The organism is Xenophilus azovorans DSM 13620 (genome assembly GCF_000745855.1).
GTDB classification, from domain to species: domain Bacteria; phylum Pseudomonadota; class Gammaproteobacteria; order Burkholderiales; family Burkholderiaceae_C; genus Xenophilus; species Xenophilus azovorans.
This window is the reverse complement of sequence record NZ_JQKD01000037.1, coordinates 1-17,030: the sequence shown is the minus strand read 5'-3', so window position 1 is coordinate 17,030 and position 17,030 is coordinate 1. Positions and strand designations below refer to the sequence as shown.

Sequence of the window (17,030 nt, the reverse complement as noted above, 5' to 3'; positions counted from 1 at the left end):
CGCGACCTACGACACCGGCGCCTGCGGCGTCGCAGGTTGCCGCCGGTCAATCCGCGGTGATCCCGCGGCTGCGGACGACGTTGCCGAGGAGTTCGGTTTCCTGCCGGATCAACTGGTCGAAAGCCGCCTGGTCCATCGCCATGAAGTCGAAGCCCAGCGGCTTGAAGCGATTGGCCACCTGCGGGGTGGCCAGGGCCAGACGCACTTCCTCGTTCAACTTCGTAACCACTGCGGCCGGCGTGCCGGCGTTCGTGACGAGGCCGAACCAGATGTTGATTTTCACCGCTGGAAAGCCTGCTTCCGCGGTGGTCGGGACCTCGGGCACCAGTGCCAGGCGGGACGACGTGGCGGTGGCGATGGCCTTGAGCTTCTGGTCGCGCAGGTAAGGCAGACCGGCGCCGATGCCGTCGAACAGGCAGTCGACCTGGCCGCCCAGAAGGTCGACCATCGCCGGCGCCGAGCCGCGGTAAAGCACGTGGTTCAGGTCGGCGCCGCTGGCGCCCTTGAGCATCTCGCCGAGCAGATGGCCAGCCGATCCCGGCCCCTGCGAGGCGAAGCTCACGGTCCGGGTTTTGGCCAGCGCCATCAGGTCGCGGATCGAATTGACGCTGCTGCCATGTTGCACCCACAGCACCATCGGCATGGCCATCAGCGGCGCCACCGGCGCCATGTCTCGCTGCGTGTCGAAGGCGAAGCCCTTGTAGAGAAAGCGATTGGCCGCGAAGGCGGCGCTGTCGCCCAGCATCAGGGCGTGGCCGTCGGCCGGCGCCTGCAGCATGGCTGCCGCCGCAATCTGGCCGCCGCCGCCCGGCTTGTTTTCCACCAGCACCGGCTGGCGCAGCCGGCCGGCAAGGATCTCGGCGACGGAGCGGGCCATCGTGTCCGAAGGGCCGCCAGGCGGATACATCACGATGAGCCGGATCGGCTTGGTCGGATAGGCGACCTGCGCCAGCGCCGAAGGCGTGGCTGTGAACGCCGCCGGCAGGCCGAGGGCGGCCAGGAGAACTTGACGGCGCTGGATCATTGTCCGGGTCTCCGTTGATTGCTGGCGCGGTCTGCGTTCCGCCGCTCGAGGAGATCGAGTGCGACGTCCACGATCATGTCCTCCTGCCCACCGACCATCCGCCGACGGCCGAGCTCGATGAGGATATCGACTGTCTTCAAGCCGTATTTGCCTGCCGCCGCTTCGGAATGTCGGAGGAAACTGCTGTACACGCCCGCATAGCCAAGCGCCAGGGTTTCCCGGTCGACGCGTACGGGCCGGTCTTGCAACGGGCGGACGATGTCGTCGGCGGCGTCCATCAGCTTGTACAGGTCGCAACCGTGGTTCCACCCCATCCGCTCGGCGGCAGCGATGAACACCTCCAGCGGCGCATTCCCCGCGCCGGCCCCCATTCCGGCCAAGCTCGCATCCACGCGATCGCATCCCTCCTCAACCGCGACGATGGAGTTCGCCACACCGAGGCTGAGGTTGTGATGTGCATGCATTCCGGTTTCCGTCTCGGGGGACAGCACCTCCTTGAACGCGCGAAAGCGATCCCGAACGTCCTGCATACCCAGCGCTCCACCCGAGTCCACCACATAAACGCAGGTTGCGCCATAACTCTCCATCAATCGGGCCTGCTTCGCCAGGCGCTTTGCATCCGTCATATGGCTCATCATGAGAAAGCCAACCGTGTCCATGCCAAGGGCGCGTGCCGCTTCGATGTGCTGACGTGAGACGTCGGCCTCCGTGCAATGCGTTGCGATGCGCACGACGCGCGCGCCTGCCGAATACGCAGCCTTCAGATCGTGCACGGTGCCGATGCCAGGCAGCAGCAGCGTTGTCACCTTGGCGTGCTTGACTACGCCTGCCACCGCCTCGATCCACTCCAGGTCGGTGTGCGCGCCGAAGCCGTAATTGAAGCTGCCGCCCTGAAGCCCGTCGCCGTGAGCAACCTCGATGGAGTCCACACGCGCCGCATCGAGCGCCGAGGCGATCTGGCGCACTTGCGCCACTGTGTATTGATGGCGGATCGCGTGGCTGCCGTCTCGCAGCGTCACGTCCGAAATGTAGATTTTCTTGCCCGTCATGTCGTTCCCTTACACGGCCGCGGCATCGGCGGCCATTCGCGTCGCCATGCGCTCGGCCGTCGCGAGCGCAGCGCTCGTCATGATGTCGAGATTGCCTGCATACGCCGGAAGATAGTGGGCGGCGCCCTCTACTTCCAGGAAGATGGAAGTCTTGAGCCCAGAAAGGCCGCTCCCGAGCCCCGGAATGGTGAGGTCCGTCAAACGATCGAACTGCAACTGCTGCTTCAATCGGTAGCCCGGCACGTACCCGCGTACCGCCGCCACCATGCGGTCGACCGACTCGGCAATCAGGATCTCGTCGGCCAGCGCGCTGAACGTGTACACGGTGTCGCGCATGATCAGTGGCGGCTCTGCGGGGTTCAGCACGATGATCGCTTTCCCCCGGCCTGCACCGCCTACGGATTCGATCGCCCGCGAGGTAGTCTCGGTGAACTCGTCGATGTTCGCGCGGGTCCCGGGTCCGGCGCTCTTGCTGGCAATGGAGGCCACGATCTCAGCGTAGTACACCGGTGCGACGCGCGCGACCGCCGCCACCATGGGAATGGTGGCCTGGCCGCCGCAGGTGACCATGTTGACATTGAGTGCGTCCAGATGCTTCTCGCCGTTGACCACGGGAACACAGTATGGGCCGATGGCGGCAGGCGTGAGGTCCACGATCCGGATGCCGGGTTTGTGACGGCGCAGGAAGGCATCGTTCCTGACGTGCGCTGCCGCACTGGTGGCATCGAACACGATGTCGATGTGGTCGAAGACCGGCAGGCCGACCAGTCCTTCGACGCCCTGGTCGGTCGTCGCCACGCCCATGCGCCGCGCGCGCGCGAGACCATCGGATGTGGCGTCGATACCGACCATCGCGACGACCTCCAGACCCTGCTCCTGCCCCTGCCCCTGAATCTTGATCAGCAGGTCCGTTCCGATATTGCCGCTGCCGATGATGACGGCCTTGATTTTCCGCATGTCCGTCCCTCAAACCATGCGGCAGCCGACGCTGCCGAGCGCGCCGATGCGCGCATGGACGACGTTCCCCGCCTTCAGGGGCACCATGGGGCCCAGCGCGCCGGAAAGAATCACCTGCCCCGCCTGCAGCGGCCTGCCGCGCGCGGCCATCGTGCGTACGAGCCAGTACGCCGCGCGCAGCGGGTGGCTCAAGCAGGCGGCGCCGGTACCGACCGACACCACTTCGCCATCCATGCTCATCTGCATCCCCAACTCGCCGAGGTCCAGCCGACCCAGCGCGACGGGTTGATGACCGAGTACATACAGCGCGGACGAGGCGTTGTCGGCCACCGTGTCGACCAGGCTGATCTTCCAATCCGCGATCGCGCTGTCGACGATTTCCAGCGCCGGCAGCGCATACGAGATCGAGCAGAGGAATTCGGACCAGGTCGGCGACTCGCCGGAAAGCGTGCTTGCGACGATGAAGGCCACTTCCGCCTCGACTTTGGGCTGGATCAGGCGGCTCATGGGCACGGCATCCCCGTCCAGGTACTCCATGTCATCGAAGAGCACACCGAAGTCGGGCTGGTCCACGCCCAACTGCTGTTGGACCGCGCGGGAGGTCAGGCCGACCTTCATCCCGACGATGCGACGGCCGGGTTCGGCCAGGCGAGCACGCACATTGCTTCCGGCCACTTCGTACGCAGCGTCGAGCCCCGCGATGTCATGCGTCTGAGAGACCGGCGGTATCGGCTGCCTGTCCCGGCGTGCCTGCCGCAGCGCGACGGCGGCGCGTTCTGTGTTGTCCATGGCTTTGTCTCCAGTGCAAGAGTCTAGATATCGAGAATCAGTTCGGCGGATCTGGAGCGCGAGCAGCAAACCAGGATCTGGTCATGGGCCTCCCGCTCGGCACGCGAGAGATACAGGTCGCGGTGATCGGGCTCGCCCTTGAGCACCCTCGTCAGGCATGTGCCGCAGACACCCTGCTCGCAGGACAGTGGGACGTCGATGCCGTGCGCCATGAGCGCCTGGGCAATGGACTGCGTGGGATGGACCGGAATGCACTGACCGCTGCTCGCGAGCCTGACTTGAAATGGCCGCTCGCCCTCCTTCACCGGCTCGGTGCCTGCGAAGTATTCACGGTGCACACACCCCTCGGCCCAGTTCAATGCGGCCGCCGTCTGCACGACGGCGTCGATGAAGCCACCTGGCCCGCAGACATACACATGCTTTTCCGGCAGGGGATTGGCGAGAACGGTCTGCAGGTCGAAGTGCGGCCCCCCGGGCAGCGCGTCGACGTAGGTGTGAACGCGGCCGGAAAAATCAGATTGAGCCAAACGATCGCGAAAGGCCAGCCGGTCGTCGGAACGCACGCAGTAGTGCAGTTCGAAGCTCGCGCCGACATGCGCGAGCTGCTCCGCCATGCACAGGATCGGCGTGATCCCGATGCCCCCGGCCAGGAGGACGGAATGCGCCGCAGGATGCAGCGGGAAATGATTCCGGGGCTCGCTGATCTCGAGGATCTCGCCCTCCCTGACTGCATGCATGGCTTTCGAACCGCCGCGCGACGCGGGATCGAGCAGGACACCGATCAGGTAGCGCGTGCGGTCGGCCGGGCTGTTGCACAGCGAATATTGGCGCGTCAGGTTGCTGGGCAGCCGCACGTCGATGTGGGCTCCTGCCGAAAATGGCGGCAGCAACTCCCCTTGGACCGCCCCCAGTTCAAGCGCAACGACGTCCCGTGCTTCATCGACCCTGCGGCGGACTTGAACTTTCATGCCGGCTCTCCGAACAACAAGCCGAAGCCCGCCATGTACTCGGGAATGGCGCGGTAGAAGCGCACGCCGTCAGCCAAAGGGCGTGCTGGCAGGGCCGCGCGCGCGATCAGCCAGCTCTTGGACTCATGGGCGGACAGGCCAGCCTCGAAGGCGATGCTGTCTTCACTGCGGTTCAGCAAGGTATCAAGCTCACCCTGCTGTATCGCGTCCATCCAGACGGCATCCCATTCGGGATTCAGCGGCTTGAACGCCGGGTCTCGGGCGGCGAGCGCCATGCCCGCGGCCATGACGCGCGCGGTCTTCGCCTGTCGCTCCTGCGGCGTCGATTCCTGCTTGCGTGTGATCCGTTCGCGAACTGCAGGATCCGGGTGCTGGAGCGTCGGCACCGGAGGTTCGTGGGACAGCCCGCCCGATCCGATGAGCAGCGTGCGGCCAGGAAGCTTCTCGAGGAACCGGCCGATCGATGCGCCGAGGTCGCGGCAGCGCGACAGCCTGGGAATGGTCGGCGGCGCGACCGCGTTGACGAAAAGCGGGATGACCGGCGGCGTGTCCAGCCCACCCCAGAGAAACTGCAGCGATTGCGCAAAGCCGTGGTCCACCTGCATGCGGCGCGACACCGCGATGTCGAAGTTTTCATCCATCAGATGGGTGACGAGCGCCAGTGCCGCGTCTGCGGCCACGTTCAGCGGGCCAGCAGGTGTCAGGTAATCGCCGACCGCGGTGGCGTTCGTGCCGATGCAGAACGGGGGCATGAGTTCGTTGAAGAAGCCGTTGTAGTGATCAGCACCGATCAGAACGACACGATCGGGTTGCCAGGCATGGACCGCCGCGCGCGCATCGGCCAGAGCTTGCTTCAGTCCCGCCTCCACCTCCGGCGCGACGGGATTGAGGCCATAGAGCGGCGTGTGAGACATTCCCAGGAACGCGAGATCGTGCGTCATGGTGCCGACAGAGGTGCGTCGAGGGGGAGACCGCGGAGGAAATTGATGTGGATGCGGTTGAACGTGTCCACATCCTCCCACTGCGGCCAATGACCGCACCCCTGCATCACCTCGAACACGGAGCCAGGGATCATGCTGGAGATCCTTCGTCCTTCGCTGACATCCGCCGTCGGATCGTGCGACGTCCAGAGCACGAGCGTCGGCGCCTCGATGCGCCCGTAGTCTTCGGCCAGCATCAGATTGCGTTTGCGCACCTCCATGTCCTGCAACACCATGGCATTCTTCATCGCCTCGGCGAACCCGGTCTGGCTGTAGATCGATTGACGGCAGGCGACGATGTCCTCGGTCGCATCCTTCGCATCCGCCATGAGCCACTCGACGCGCGCCTTGATGAAATCCCACTCGGGATTTTCCGCGGCGCGCATGGACAGGCTGCGGATCCTGTCCATGACGACCGGATCGGCCTGCGATCCGCCTGCGGTGTTGAGCACGACGCGATCGACGCGATCCGGGTGGTCGGCTGCAAGCCGGGACGCGACCCAGCCGCCCAGCGACTCGCCGCTGATGTGGATGCGGTTCCAGCCGCGTGCATCCATGATGCGCAACACGTGGTCCACATAGTGGCTGATCTCGTAGGGATGGTCCGGTTTGGCGCTGCGGCCGTGGCCGATGAGATCGATGGCCCAGGTGTCGAAGTACGCGCCGTGCCGGTCGAGGTTGCGGGCGTAGGCTTCGCAATGGCCGCCAATGCCGTGCAGCAGAAGGAGCGGCGGCAGTGAATCGTCGCCCGCATGGAGATAGCGCGTCCGATAACCGCCTGCATCCATCCATCCCTGGGAAAACGATGTTTCCCTCAGGTCCTGCCAGATGCTGGGTGTTCGTGTCGTGGCTGTCATTCTTGAATCGTCGGATGCCTCGGGTCAGGCGGGTTGAAAGACAGGAAGCCAGGTCCCACCCTGCGCTTCGAAGACAACGTGGAGCGGCATGTCGATGCGCAGCTGCGCGTCGCTGCACCCGATCACGTTCGAGTAGATCCGGGGGCCTTCCTCCAGTTCGACGATCGCCGCGTTGTAGGGCGGCGGGAACGCGGCGTGATAGGCCGCATGGATCACGACGAACGAATAGAGGCGGGCCCGGCCGCTCGCCGCAATCCAGTCGAGGCGGTCGCAGCGGCATTGGTTGCACCGGCGTTCACCGAGCTGGGACGCGCCGCAGCGCGTGCAGCGTTGCACCTGCAGCAGCTGGCGCGACAGCGCCTCGAAGAACGGCAGCGTCGCCGCATCGGCTTCGGGCATCGGCTTCGCCGTGGACATTCGGCTGTCAAGCATGGGATTGCGCTCCCAGGACCAGGCACGCGTGGTAGTCGAAGAAGCCGCCTTCGTTGGTCACCAGCGCAACCTCGTGCCGCGGGCACTGCCGCTCCCCGGCCTGGCCCCGGATCTGGACAATGGCCTCGGACAAAGGCGTCATGCCCTGCAGGTAGTAGCCGGACAGGTGCCCGCCGCCGGTATTGGTCGGAAGCCGGCCGCCCGGCGCGGTATGGCCCGCGGCAACCATCGCACCCGCCTCGCCCTTTTGGCAGAAGCCGTAGTCCTCCAGCGCCAGCAAGGTCATGTACGTGAAGGCGTCGTAGCACTGCACCATGTCGATGTCATCGCTCGTGATGCCCGCCATCGAAAAGGCGGTCCGCTTCGCCTCATGCGCCCCCGTCGACACTTCGTTCTCGTACGGGCGCTGGCGGGGCCGCCGTGGGTGGCCCTGCCCCATCCCCAGCACGTGGACGGGCGGTTGCGCGAGATCCGAACACGCGTCGGCCGTACTGACGACGACCGCGATGCCACCGTCCACGGGCGTCGCGCAGTCGTACAACCGGATCGGATCCGCAACAAGCCGCGATGCGAGATAGTCGTCGAGCGACAGAGGGGTCCGGTATACCGCGCGTGGATTGAGCATCGCCCAGCGACGGCCCGTCACTGCGACCGCACCAAGTTCTTCGACGGTCGTTCCGTACAGCGCCATGTGCCTGCGCACGGCCAGGCCATACAGCGCGGGCGCGCCGAACAGGCCACTGCTGTAGCGCAGCCCGTCGATCCCGGTCGTCGACTTCACAGTCCCGAACGCTTCGGAGCCGCGGCGGCCACCCCTTAGCGGCGCATCCGCAAAGACGCAGACCACGTGCCGCGCCAAACCCATCGAGACCGCCCCTGCGGCGGTTTGCACCATCTGCAGCGCACCGGTGCCTTCACCATCGATGAATTGCAACAACTTCAGATCGGGAATTCCGCAGGCCTGGCGAAGCCGCAGGTCCACGCCGCGATCGATCGCGACAGGACTGCGGCTGATGAGAAGGCCATCGACCTCCTCGTGCCGCAAACCCGCATCGGCGATGGCCAGATCGATGGCTTCCAGCGCAAGCTCTCCCGCAGAAAACGGTTGCGATCTGGAAAGGCCGGCCATTCCCAGACCGGACACGACAGCTTGCACTCGGGACGGCATGCCAGACGCGACGCTTCAGATCAGAAAGGCCAGCGTTTCGATGGGCGCATCGTTGTCCACGAGCAGCACCTTCTTCATCGCCATCCGGAACCCTGCGTCGCCGCCGGGCTTCAGAATGTGGACCGTGCGCCCGGCCCAGTGCCTGACCACGCCGCGGCGGGACTCGGCCAGCATGAAGTTCGATGCCACCCGGACGCCCTTTTCATCGACCGATTCGATCTCGATGTTCCCCACGACTCGCCGCAGCCGGGACTGGGGGCTCTGCGCATACCGCCGGCCGGTCATCAACTGCCGCACCCGTCCCGCGATGCGAGCACGGTTGTCGTAGATGAAGGAGAGTTGCCGCTCGGGGTCGGTGTCGTCGCTCCCGGCGGGCACCCAGTAGAGCCCGTCGTCGAGCCACAGGGACTCCCATTGTTCATATCGATGTTCGTCCTGCAGCCGTGCTTCGAGGTACAGGAACTTATGCACCGCCGCTTCGTCGACGGTCGGCTCGGAGGAGCGGATGTCTTGCATGTTCATGTCGGTCCTCACGCCATGACGTTCTTGTAGTGGGACCAGAAGGCCCTCTGGGTCGTTTCGTCTTTCAGGCCCCCGGCACGGGTTCCGCCTTCCTCGACGACCTCGTCGTGCATGCCGCGCTTGAGCAACAGCCACTCGGGCAGGGTGTTGGACACCCCCTGCTGCACGATGTCGGTGATCTCCGCGTCATCCGAAATGAGGAAGCCCGCCGGGCCGAGGGCGCCCTCGCAACGCCTCAGGGTTCTGGGGTTCAGCTCGGCACCCCCTTCCATCATCACGGCCGTCGTCTGTTGCAGCGTCTCCTTCTCGCTCAGGGGTTCGATGAACATGATGTTCATTTCGGCCAGCAGCAGGTTGGGGAAAATCGCGGCATGCGGGGGACCGTCGATGAGCCGGCGATTGGCTTCGGCTTCGCCGTAGGCCTGCCGCATGGCATCGACATAGTTGGGTAGCCGTTCGGTAGAGACGCCACCCGTCCATCCGAGCATGACATTTCGCTGCCGGAAATCGGCAGCGAAATCGAGTTCCGCATGCCCGTTGCCCAGATCACGGACACGCGATGCGGAAGTGTCCTTGCGGTCGCGCACGCCGGCGAACGGCTTGTTCGCCCGCAAGAGAGAGCCGTGGACGATCTGCGGGTGGTAGCCGTCGACATGGTTCTCGACGAGCCCCTTCCAGTTGCCGTGCAACCGATGCTTCATCCATCCGGCGTCGAGGCGCACGCGACCTTCGGGCGACAGGCCGTTCAGCATGTCGATCATCGTCTTGCCACGACCCAGGTGCCGGTCCAGCGAAATGCCTTGCGGCGCGAGGCTTGCGAAGACAAAGCCGCCGTAGGACTCCAGGCGGGGCGCACGCGCCATGGAGAGCGCCGCCTTGTCGCAGCCTTCGGGAAAGCCTTCGGGCGCCGGCATCATGAGAAATTCGCCATTCGGCTTGAATGCCCAGCCGTGGTACACGCAGACGAAGCTCTGCACCGATCCATGGTCCGCGGGGCAGATCTTGTTACCGCGATGCGGACAGCGGTCGTACAGGAGTGCGATTTCCTGGTCCGCGCCGCGGGTGAGAATCATCGACTGCTTGCCCATCCGGCGCGACACGTAGTCGCCCGGCTTCGGAATCTCGCTTTCATGTCCCACATAGACCCAGCCCTTGTGGAAGATCGCGTCCATCTCGTCGTCGAACACCTGAGGGAGCGAGTACAGCGAGCCGTGCACACGGTCCGCGTGAACGAGACTGGCGTAGTCGAGGGGGGGGCTTGCCCGCAGCGTGCGGCTTTCCAGAACGGGGATCATGGGGGTACGTCCTTCGTAGTTCATGTCGTGAGCGTCCATGGGAGTCGGCCCGACTCGATCAGCAAATCGCGGACGGCGCGTTTGTCGAGCTTGTCCGTGAAGCCCTGCGGGAGGCTGGCAGAGATGGCGATGTGCTTGGGGACTTCCCAGCGCGGCACGGATGTCTTGCAATGCGCGATCAGCTCAGCTTCCGTCGCTGTCGCGCCGGCCACGAGGGTGACGACGGCCGCCACCGCCTCGCCCCAATCCGGGTGCGGCACGCCGACGACCACGGCCTGATTCACCGCAGGATGCTCGGCGAGAACGTTCTCGATACCCAGGGGGTGAACGTTCATTCCGCCGGAAATGATCATGTTCTTCTTGCGGTCGCCGAGGAAGATGTAGCCGCGATCGTCCATCCGGCCGAAGTCGCCCGTGCGCTGCCATCCGTCCACGAGCGCTTCTCCCGTCTCTTCGGGCCGGTTGATGTAGCCGGCCATCACGCAGTCGCCGCCCAGCCAGACGGTTCCCGTCTCGCCCATCGGCACGATGTTGCCCTCGTCGTCTCGCACGGACGCCAGGGCATGCGGAAGAATCCGGCCGACCGACGTCAGCAATTCCGGCTCCGTGCGCAGGGCCCGAAGGTGGTCGGCGTTCCTCAGGACGGTGATGGGCCCCCCGGATTCCGACGTGCCGTAGATCTGGGCAAAGCTGCAGTCGAGCGTGTCGTAGGCCTGGCGGATCATCGCGGGCGATGTGGGCATCGAGCCATACAGGATCTGCTTGAGCGATGAAACGTCATGGTGTCCGCTGCGTTGCAGATCGATCACCCGGCGCAGCATCGTGGGCACCAGCGTCACCTGCGTGACCTTGTGATGCGCCACCAGGTCGAAGAACGTTGCGGCTTCGAAATCCTCGATCACGGTCTTCATGCCCGTGACGATGTTCATGCAGGTCATGAAGACATTCACGCCGGCGGGATTCGTGCAGTAAAGGCGCACGTCCTCGTACGAAAAGCCCCAGCCGATGCAGAGATTGGTGACGTTCGAAAAGACATTGCCCTGGGTCAGGATGACGCCCTTGGGCAGGCCGGTTGAGCCAGAGGTGTAGCCGATCAGCGCACGGTCGCCGTGGGTCAGCGGCGGGTACACGGCGGCGTGTTCCTGTGCGATGAGGGATTCGTAGTCCTGCTCGAATTCATGGCCGCGGCTGAATCCGATGAAGATGCGCCCCTCGGCCCGGAGTTCGTCCAGGTACGGAGCGATGACATCCGCACATTCCGACTGGATGATGATCGCCTTGCAGTCGCTGTCGCGGATGGCGTGCAGGATCTCTCTTGCCGAGTAACGCCAGTTGATGCCGCAGCGGACCATCCCTGCCTTCAGGCATGAAAGCCAGTGCTCCGCAATCTCGATCCGGTTGTGGGACAGAATCCCGACGGAATCCCCCTTCATTAGACCAAGCTGCTGCAAAGCCCCTGCAAGATGGTCCGTGCGCGCATGTGTCTCGCGCCAGGTGCGCTGCAAGTCGCCGGTGACGTAGGCGATTTCGTCCGGGTAGGTCGCCGCACAGCGACCGATGTAATCTCTCAGCAACATGGATCTGCTCATCTTTCTTTGAACGGGGCCGCTGCGGGCATCAACGATTGATGTCCCATGAAATGTTGTTGGCTTTCGCCACATCGCGCCACAGCTTGTTCTCGGCCGTGATGAAGCGTATGAAGTCTTCGGGCGATCCGGTGGCAGCGCGTGTGCCGTCGCGGCGCAGCGCGGTTCGGACATCGGCCAGTTCCACCGCCTTTCGCAATGCCGAGTTCAGCTTTTCGACGGCTGCGGGCGGCATGCCAGGCGGGCCTCCGAAGCCCCACCAGAATCCGGCCTTGAATCCGGGCAGCGAGGTCTCTGCAACGGTCTTCACGTTTGGTGCGTCAGGATTTCGCTCCGGACCTGTCACGGCAATGAACTTGATCTTGCCCGCGGCGGCTTGGTCCTTGGCAAAGCCGAAGACATCGATGGCGGCATCGACATCGCCGGCCAGCAGCGCGGTGCGGGCTTCTGCGAGCCCCTTGTAGCGGATGATCGACCAGTTGACGCCTGTCTGCTCACCCAGCAGCGCGATCACCATGTCGAGATGCCCGCCAGACGTCGCGATGTTGAACGTTTTCGGGTTGGCCTTGGCATAAGCGACCAGCTCGGCGAAGTTGTTGACCGGGACCTTGTTGTTGACAACGATGGAGTAATCGCCGAAGTTGTACTGGGTGATCGGTGTGAAGCCTTTCACCGGATCGATCTGGTACTCCTTCATCGTGATGGGCAACACCACGGCAGAAAGCGTCAGCCAGCCGAAGGTGTAGCCATCGGGATTGGCTTCCGACAACGCTCGGTTGCCGATGCTGGTCAACGCGCCGGGCTTGTTCTCGACGATGACAGGCTGGCCCAGCAGGTCCCTGAGATGCAGCGCGATGATGCGGGCATGCACATCGATAGGACCTCCGGCCCCATACGGGACGATCATCTTCAAGGGTTTTGCGGGATATGCATCCTGTGCCTCCGCGGAAATCACCACATTCGCGGCGATGCAGGAAAAGACTGCAATGAGTCTGAGGAATTTGGGCAGCATGTTTTGTCTCCGGAATAGTCCAAATGCCCGCCTGGAATTCTTCGATCCACGAGGCGGTGCAGGAATGAAGCTTAGTTAAATGGCCTCAGTATCCCCACTCATTTCTGCTTTCCGTTCACAATCTGAACCGACAAAACGAGCAGGAAAGCACTTCACCATGACCGATGACGACCCTCAGACAGGCGACTACCATCACGTCCAAGGGCTGGTACGGGGGCTCGCGGTCCTGTGCGAACTCAACAAGCAACGCGCAGGGACGGCCACTGCCGTTGAACTCAGCCAGCTCACGACGCTTCACCGCAGCACCGTCAAGCGCCTGCTCGAAACGTTGAGAGCCGCCGGATTCGTGAATCGACTCGCCGACGGCCAGAACTACCGGCTGACATTTCGTGTGCAGCAGTTGAGCGACGGGTTCAATGACGAGACGGGACTCTGCACCGTGTCCCGACAGCTACTCACCCAGCTGACGGAAAAGGTCCTTTGGCCGAGCGACTTGGTGACGCTGGAAGGCAATCACATGGTGATCCGCTACTCGACGCATGCGTTCAGCCCGCTGTCGTTCCACCCGGGTGCCGTGGGAAGCCGCTTCCCTGTTCTCCCCACCGCAGCGGGGTGGGCATACCTGGCGTTCTGCACCGACGCCGAGCGCGAACTCGTGCTCTCGATGCTTCGCGAGGAAGATGGGTTGCAGGGCGAAATTGCGCGCGATGCACGGACCGTCAGGAAGTCGGTGGATGCCACGCGCATGCGCGGTTACGGCATCAATGACGGAGAGTGGGTCAGGGAACCGCGGTTCGGCGCGTTGGCGGTTCCGATCCGGCACGCGGGCCGCGTCCAGGCCTGTCTCAATATCGTTTTCTCAAAGAAGGCGAAAAAGATCGAGCAGGCCCAGATAGATTACGTGGATGACCTGCGCGCAACGGCGAAAGAGATCGAACTGCGGCTGTCGAAGTACCGAAAGCGCGAAGAGCCCGCCCACTTGGCCACATCAGCGCGGTGAATGTCCGCTGCCATGAGGACGTGTATCGAGCGGTGTCGCTCACCAGTTCTAGTGCTGCGGCTCCGTGACGGCCCCGATGTTGCCGGCGGCTGCGACCAGGCTGGCTGCCAGTGCTTCCAGCAAGGCCTGCTGGCCGGCATCCTTCAGAGAGCCGTCCTCCGCGAAGGCCTGGGCCGCACCCGAGATACCCGGTTGGTCGGGCACCACCCAAGCGCCGAGCCCGCTGAGGATCTGCCTCAGGTGGGTCAAGGCGCGCGAGCCGGCGAAAGCGGAGGCTGTCGCGGCCGTCAAGGCCACGACCTTGCCCTTGTAGGGCACCTTGCCGCTCTCGGTCGGCGTAGCACGCGACACCCAGTCGATCACGTTCTTGAGCAGCGGCGAAATCGAAGCGTTGTATTCGGGCGAGGCGATCAGGATGCCGTGGTGCGTCTTGAACAATTGCTTGAGCGCCATGGCGGCGGCGGGGATGCCGCTCGCCTGCTCTTCGTCGCCGTCGTAGATCGGCAGCACGTAGTCGTCCAAGCTGATCAGTGTCGGCTGACCGCCGGCCTTGTCCACCGCCGCGGCGCCCAACTTCGCCAGCCGAGCGTTGAACGACTGGGCGCGGCGGCTGCCTGAAAAAACGAGGATGCGCGGCTTCATGGTTTCCTTGCGGTAGTGATGTCCGCCCAGGCGGCGGTGAGGTCGGCCACGTGTGCGATCAATGCGTCCTGACCTTTCAGGTAATGCGTGGCGCCTTCGATTTTATGGAAGCTCTCACGGCCCTTGCAGGCGTCGGACCACTTCTTCACGTCGGCCGGAAAGATCGAGCCATCGCCCGTGTATTCGAGATTGAGCACCGGCACCGTCGTGAGCGCCAGGTTGGCCGGGCCGCGCGCCCGCGAGAGCAGCGACCACTGCGAAAGCCATGAGGTCAGCGCGGTATAGCGCGCCAGGTTGTTCACGCTGTAGTTCACTTCGCGCGGGTTGCTGCCGCGGTTGCCTCCGGGTTTGCGGTCGTTGGGATCCAGCGTCAGGTCCAGGAAGCGCGGATCGGCATATGTCCGGTAGACCACGAAAGCCTCGTCCTGAATCGGCTGAGGAAGTCCACGCAGGTATTTCAGTCGGTCCAGGGCCCAGGCCGTGATGCGCTGGCTGCGAGCGTGTTGGCCGTCGCGGATGCGCTGCACGAAATCGGCGCTGAAGGGCGGCTTGTGACGCGGATCGTAGATGTCCAGCGCGGGGTCGCACGAGAGGCCGTCACGCTCATCCGTCACCGACGCATCCAGCTGGTGCAGCATCAGCTCCGATCGCCCGAGGTGCGCCGCCATCAACGCGATACCGTCCGCCGGCGGCAACTCTTCGGGAGTGAGCCTGATCGGGTCGCCTGCGGGCGTTTCGGTGATCGTCAGGTTCTCCGCCTGCGCTTGGTAGAACGCCGTCAGCGAAGCGCCACCCGAGTTTCCAAGCAGGATGACTTTGTCGAAATGCTCGCGCATGTACTTCACGCCGGCACCCAGGTCCTGGATCACGCGCTCCATCAGCAGCACGCTGTCATTGCCGACGAAACGCGAATTCAGCGCCAGCAGCCCGACACCGCGCTGCGCCAGCGGCTCCAGGAGATAGTGACCCATCAGGTTGCTGGTCGGGTGCATGACGATGGCGCCGATCCGGCCCCGCGGCGGACCGGCCAGCACGCCGTAGATGCGGGGGTTGGAAGTGAACAGCCCTGACTGCGATTCGAACGCAGCCCCGAGCGGCACCGGCAGTGAGATGTGGTGCCGCTCGATCATGCTGCGGCGCGCGCCTTCAGTTCCGCGATCTTGGCCGGGCGGTGAGCGAGCAGCTCACGCGCCTGTCGAGCCTTGTCCTTCATCGCGTCGAGCGATGCGGTCCGGTGGACCAGCTCCATGCGCATGCCGTTCGGATCGAAGAAGTAGATCGAGTCGAACCAGCCATGCGGCACGATGCCCAACACATCGACGCCAGCCGCCTCCAGACGCGCCTTGGCATCTTCGAGCGACTGCCTCGAATCGACCTCGAGCGCCATGTGGTGCAACCACGAAGGCGTGTCCGGGTCCGGTATGTAGGACTTGCCGTCCAGGAGATCGAAGAAGGCGATATAGGAGCCGTCGGCCAGCTCGAAAAAGATATGGTAGTAGGGGCAGTACTCCTGTGTGCTCGGCACGCGCTCGTGGAACACGGCCGCTGCCAGCGGCAGGCCCAGGATGTCTTCGTAGAAATGCCGCGTCTCTTCCGAGTCGCGGCAGCGGAAGGCCCAGTGGTGAAGCCCGTGCACATTGGGCAGGCCGTCCCGGTCCTCGGTGTTGACGGCGGCCTTGCGCAAGGAGATGGACGTGATCGGGTGGGTGGTCTTCATGGCGTTTCCTTCGAAATGAGATCAGTAGTGGACGTAGCCGTCGAACAGCAGGCGCGCCGTCCGGTAGAAAGAGCCGTGCCGCGCGCGCCAGCCGCAGCCGTCGCGCTCCACATGCGCGCCGACCGACAGCACGCCGGAAGGCATGCCCAGCCGGAGCGCCTCGCCCTCCTGTGGACGGCGTCCGGCCAGGTGCACCACGTCGTGCACGACTGTGCCCTGGATCGCTGCGGCAACGGCAGTGCACAACGAAATGGTGAGCGGCAGCGCCCGATGGATGCGTCCGTTGGACAGCACGCGCACCGAGAGGTCCATCTCGTGCGACGACCGGCGCTCGCCGTCGAGGTGGAACGATTCGGCCGGCGGCGCGACCAGTGCGATGAAAGGAACGGCGGGGTTGCGTGCGGCCTCTTCCGCCGATGCCGCCAGACCCATGGCGACAGCCGCATGGCTGCGAATGGCGGACAGGCGGCGCATGACACCGACGTCGGATTCAAGCGCGTCGGGCAGCTCCGTGCCGAGCAGCCCCAACGACGAGGCCTTCGCGAACACGCACGCATTGGCCGCATCGACCGCGGAGATTTCCAGCCCGGTCTCACCCGGTATATCCAGCCGGGTGCGCACCCCGCCCGCCGGCAACAGCCGGCCAGTGGTTGCGCCGCCGGGCTCGATGAAGTCCAGCCGGATCGGTGCGTGACCCTGCCTAGATTTCACGTACAGCAAGAAGTTGGAAACTTCAAAGGTACGGAGAATCGAGATGAAAGAAGGCAGGCTGCCCAAGAGGCAGTACACAGAGGAATTTAAGGCCGAGGCCGTCAGGCTGGCGGCCTCGGTGGGCGGCCACGAGGCAGCGCGGCGCCTGGGCGTGCCGGTGGCCACGGTGGGAAACTGGTCCAGGCGCGGTGTTGCCTCGGCCGCCACCGGCGGTACGGTAGCGTCGGGTGATTCACCCGCCCGGCGCCCCGTCAGTGAGCTGGAAGCTGAGAACAGCCGCCTGCGCAGGGAACTGGCCGAAGCGAAGCTGGACGTGGAAAT

General features: G+C 64.5%; 19 protein-coding genes. 2 read left to right on the top strand and 17 right to left on the bottom strand.

Features of this window, described 5'->3' with window-relative positions:
* Window positions 1–46: 46 nt before the first annotated feature.
* The 13 genes from Q392_RS18825 to Q392_RS18765 are packed head-to-tail and all read right to left on the bottom strand — an operon-like array spanning window position 47 to window position 12,639.
* Window positions 47–1,024: a Bug family tripartite tricarboxylate transporter substrate binding protein gene (locus Q392_RS18825; RefSeq protein ID WP_038210964.1), complete on the bottom strand. Its 978-nt coding sequence runs from the start codon at window positions 1,022–1,024 to the stop codon at window positions 47–49.
* The gene (gene dmpG, locus Q392_RS18820; RefSeq protein ID WP_038210963.1) at window positions 1,021–2,073 is read right to left on the bottom strand and encodes a 4-hydroxy-2-oxovalerate aldolase; all 1,053 of its coding nucleotides are present in this window, start codon (window positions 2,071–2,073) and stop codon (window positions 1,021–1,023) included. Before dmpG ends, Q392_RS18825 begins: the two co-directional genes overlap by 4 nt.
* Window positions 2,074–2,082: 9 nt before the next feature.
* Entirely contained in the window at window positions 2,083–3,030 is a 948-nt protein-coding gene (locus Q392_RS18815) for an acetaldehyde dehydrogenase (acetylating) (RefSeq protein WP_038210957.1), read from the bottom strand.
* A 9-nt stretch (window positions 3,031–3,039) separates the two neighbouring features.
* A complete protein-coding gene (locus Q392_RS18810) occupies window positions 3,040–3,819 on the bottom strand; it encodes a 2-keto-4-pentenoate hydratase (RefSeq protein ID WP_038210955.1) in 780 nt (259 codons plus the stop codon).
* A 23-nt stretch (window positions 3,820–3,842) separates the two neighbouring features.
* Entirely contained in the window at window positions 3,843–4,787 is a 945-nt protein-coding gene (locus tag Q392_RS18805; RefSeq protein ID WP_038210953.1) for a PDR/VanB family oxidoreductase, read from the bottom strand.
* Window positions 4,784–5,728 (bottom strand): 3-carboxyethylcatechol 2,3-dioxygenase, encoded by a 945-nt coding sequence (locus tag Q392_RS18800; RefSeq protein WP_038210952.1) that lies wholly within the window; start codon window positions 5,726–5,728, stop codon window positions 4,784–4,786. The genes Q392_RS18805 and Q392_RS18800 overlap by 4 nt, the downstream gene beginning before the upstream one ends.
* On the bottom strand, window positions 5,725–6,624 hold the full coding sequence (locus tag Q392_RS18795) for an alpha/beta fold hydrolase (protein ID WP_038210947.1): 900 nt from the start codon (window positions 6,622–6,624) through the stop codon (window positions 5,725–5,727). Before Q392_RS18795 ends, Q392_RS18800 begins: the two co-directional genes overlap by 4 nt.
* A gap of 24 nt (window positions 6,625–6,648) precedes the next feature.
* Window positions 6,649–7,056: a Zn-ribbon domain-containing OB-fold protein gene (locus tag Q392_RS18790; protein ID WP_038210945.1), complete on the bottom strand. Its 408-nt coding sequence runs from the start codon at window positions 7,054–7,056 to the stop codon at window positions 6,649–6,651.
* The gene (locus Q392_RS18785) at window positions 7,049–8,185 is read right to left on the bottom strand and encodes a thiolase family protein (RefSeq protein WP_051953728.1); all 1,137 of its coding nucleotides are present in this window, start codon (window positions 8,183–8,185) and stop codon (window positions 7,049–7,051) included. The genes Q392_RS18790 and Q392_RS18785 overlap by 8 nt, the downstream gene beginning before the upstream one ends.
* A gap of 54 nt (window positions 8,186–8,239) precedes the next feature.
* Entirely contained in the window at window positions 8,240–8,746 is a 507-nt protein-coding gene (locus Q392_RS18780) for an aromatic-ring-hydroxylating dioxygenase subunit beta (RefSeq protein ID WP_038210942.1), read from the bottom strand.
* An 8-nt stretch (window positions 8,747–8,754) separates the two neighbouring features.
* Window positions 8,755–10,041, bottom strand: coding sequence for an aromatic ring-hydroxylating oxygenase subunit alpha (locus Q392_RS18775; protein ID WP_051953726.1), 1,287 nt, complete (start codon window positions 10,039–10,041; stop codon window positions 8,755–8,757).
* Between the two features lie 20 nt (window positions 10,042–10,061).
* Window positions 10,062–11,618, bottom strand: a complete 1,557-nt coding sequence (locus tag Q392_RS18770) for a class I adenylate-forming enzyme family protein (RefSeq protein WP_169748316.1) — start codon at window positions 11,616–11,618, stop codon at window positions 10,062–10,064.
* 40 nt (window positions 11,619–11,658) lie between these two features.
* Window positions 11,659–12,639, bottom strand: coding sequence for a Bug family tripartite tricarboxylate transporter substrate binding protein (locus Q392_RS18765; protein WP_084217183.1), 981 nt, complete (start codon window positions 12,637–12,639; stop codon window positions 11,659–11,661).
* 157 nt (window positions 12,640–12,796) lie between these two features.
* On the opposite strand from Q392_RS18765, the gene Q392_RS18760 reads away from it, so the two are divergent.
* Entirely contained in the window at window positions 12,797–13,639 is an 843-nt protein-coding gene (locus Q392_RS18760) for a DNA-binding transcriptional regulator (protein ID WP_038210937.1), read from the top strand.
* A 48-nt stretch (window positions 13,640–13,687) separates the two neighbouring features.
* Here Q392_RS18760 and Q392_RS18755 read toward each other — a convergent pair whose 3' ends face one another.
* Genes Q392_RS18755 through Q392_RS32060 form a run of 4 tightly spaced genes read right to left on the bottom strand, consistent with a single transcriptional unit; the run spans window position 13,688 to window position 16,709 of the window.
* On the bottom strand, window positions 13,688–14,281 hold the full coding sequence (locus Q392_RS18755) for an NADPH-dependent FMN reductase (RefSeq protein ID WP_038210935.1): 594 nt from the start codon (window positions 14,279–14,281) through the stop codon (window positions 13,688–13,690).
* Complete coding sequence (locus Q392_RS18750) at window positions 14,278–15,411, bottom strand: hypothetical protein (RefSeq protein WP_038210933.1); 1,134 nt, start codon at window positions 15,409–15,411, stop codon at window positions 14,278–14,280. Before Q392_RS18750 ends, Q392_RS18755 begins: the two co-directional genes overlap by 4 nt.
* The gene (locus tag Q392_RS18745; protein ID WP_084217179.1) at window positions 15,408–15,998 is read right to left on the bottom strand and encodes a VOC family protein; all 591 of its coding nucleotides are present in this window, start codon (window positions 15,996–15,998) and stop codon (window positions 15,408–15,410) included. Before Q392_RS18745 ends, Q392_RS18750 begins: the two co-directional genes overlap by 4 nt.
* Before the next feature lie 21 nt (window positions 15,999–16,019).
* Window positions 16,020–16,709, bottom strand: a complete 690-nt coding sequence (locus Q392_RS32060; protein WP_245610754.1) for a 2-methylaconitate cis-trans isomerase PrpF family protein — start codon at window positions 16,707–16,709, stop codon at window positions 16,020–16,022.
* A 43-nt stretch (window positions 16,710–16,752) separates the two neighbouring features.
* On the opposite strand from Q392_RS32060, the gene Q392_RS32055 reads away from it, so the two are divergent.
* Window positions 16,753–17,030 (top strand): transposase (locus tag Q392_RS32055; protein WP_157008063.1); only part of this gene is annotated, 278 nt, incomplete at its 3' end.

Bases quoted from the DNA above. Each gene is read 5' to 3' on its own strand.
- Q392_RS18825 (WP_038210964.1), bottom strand. From the start codon at position 1,024: ATGATCCAGCGCCGTCAAGTTCTCCTGGCCGCCCTCGGCCTGCCGGCG.
- dmpG (WP_038210963.1), bottom strand. From the start codon at position 2,073: ATGACGGGCAAGAAAATCTACATTTCGGACGTGACGCTGCGAGACGGC.
- Q392_RS18815 (WP_038210957.1), bottom strand. From the start codon at position 3,030: ATGCGGAAAATCAAGGCCGTCATCATCGGCAGCGGCAATATCGGAACG.
- Q392_RS18810 (WP_038210955.1), bottom strand. From the start codon at position 3,819: ATGGACAACACAGAACGCGCCGCCGTCGCGCTGCGGCAGGCACGCCGG.
- Q392_RS18805 (WP_038210953.1), bottom strand. From the start codon at position 4,787: ATGAAAGTTCAAGTCCGCCGCAGGGTCGATGAAGCACGGGACGTCGTT.
- Q392_RS18800 (WP_038210952.1), bottom strand. From the start codon at position 5,728: ATGACGCACGATCTCGCGTTCCTGGGAATGTCTCACACGCCGCTCTAT.
- Q392_RS18795 (WP_038210947.1), bottom strand. From the start codon at position 6,624: ATGACAGCCACGACACGAACACCCAGCATCTGGCAGGACCTGAGGGAA.
- Q392_RS18790 (WP_038210945.1), bottom strand. From the start codon at position 7,056: ATGCTTGACAGCCGAATGTCCACGGCGAAGCCGATGCCCGAAGCCGAT.
- Q392_RS18785 (WP_051953728.1), bottom strand. From the start codon at position 8,185: ATGGCCGGCCTTTCCAGATCGCAACCGTTTTCTGCGGGAGAGCTTGCG.
- Q392_RS18780 (WP_038210942.1), bottom strand. From the start codon at position 8,746: ATGAACATGCAAGACATCCGCTCCTCCGAGCCGACCGTCGACGAAGCG.
- Q392_RS18775 (WP_051953726.1), bottom strand. From the start codon at position 10,041: ATGATCCCCGTTCTGGAAAGCCGCACGCTGCGGGCAAGCCCCCCCCTC.
- Q392_RS18770 (WP_169748316.1), bottom strand. From the start codon at position 11,618: ATGTTGCTGAGAGATTACATCGGTCGCTGTGCGGCGACCTACCCGGAC.
- Q392_RS18765 (WP_084217183.1), bottom strand. From the start codon at position 12,639: ATGCTGCCCAAATTCCTCAGACTCATTGCAGTCTTTTCCTGCATCGCC.
- Q392_RS18760 (WP_038210937.1), top strand. From the start codon at position 12,797: ATGACCGATGACGACCCTCAGACAGGCGACTACCATCACGTCCAAGGG.
- Q392_RS18755 (WP_038210935.1), bottom strand. From the start codon at position 14,281: ATGAAGCCGCGCATCCTCGTTTTTTCAGGCAGCCGCCGCGCCCAGTCG.
- Q392_RS18750 (WP_038210933.1), bottom strand. From the start codon at position 15,411: ATGATCGAGCGGCACCACATCTCACTGCCGGTGCCGCTCGGGGCTGCG.
- Q392_RS18745 (WP_084217179.1), bottom strand. From the start codon at position 15,998: ATGAAGACCACCCACCCGATCACGTCCATCTCCTTGCGCAAGGCCGCC.